Origin of the sequence: Rathayibacter tanaceti (assembly GCF_001634385.1) — a bacterium.
In the GTDB taxonomy this organism is placed as follows: Bacteria; Actinomycetota; Actinomycetes; order Actinomycetales; family Microbacteriaceae; genus Rathayibacter; species Rathayibacter tanaceti.
This window is the reverse complement of sequence record NZ_LIIN01000311.1, coordinates 1-528: the sequence shown is the minus strand read 5'-3', so window position 1 is coordinate 528 and position 528 is coordinate 1. Positions and strand designations below refer to the sequence as shown.

Sequence of the window (528 nt, the reverse complement as noted above, 5' to 3'; positions counted from 1 at the left end):
GCTGGCGCCTCGCCGATGCCGGGCGCCCGGTGCACGACGGCCCCTCGTCCGAGTGGCTCGGACTCGCGGGCCGCGCCTTCGCCGCCGCCGCGATCGCGCTGACGGCAGCCGACTCGGTGCTCGAGGCTGCGGCACGACCTGTCGCCGTGCTCCTTCTGCTGGGAGTCGCGGTCGTCGGTCTGCGGGGCGGAACGCTGCCGCCCCGCGCCGCACTGCTGCTCGCCGGACTGGTCGTGCTGCTCCTGGCCGCCGCAGCCGTCGTGCTCGCCGTGATCCCGGTCGAACGTCCCGTCGTCGAGGTGCGCCCCGAGGGCGGACTCCTCGGCGCGGGCACGGCAGCTGCCTTCCTCCTGATCCTCTTCCCGGTTCCCCGTCCCGGCACTGTGCCCGCCCTGCGGCCCGCGCTGCTGCGCATCGGCGTGTCGGCCCTCGCCGCGGCGTCGCTCGGAACGGGGGTGCTGCTCCTCGCCGGGCCGACCGTCCTCGCCGCCACCTCGACTCCCTCCGATCCGGTCGGCGAGGAGCGCG

The 528-nt window shown here is 76.7% G+C and carries 1 protein-coding gene; it reads left to right on the top strand.

Going from position 1 to position 528, the window contains the following annotated elements; genetic code table 11:
* A partial coding sequence (locus ACH61_RS17765) for a hypothetical protein (protein WP_201787636.1) occupies nt 1–528 on the top strand: 528 nt, incomplete at both ends.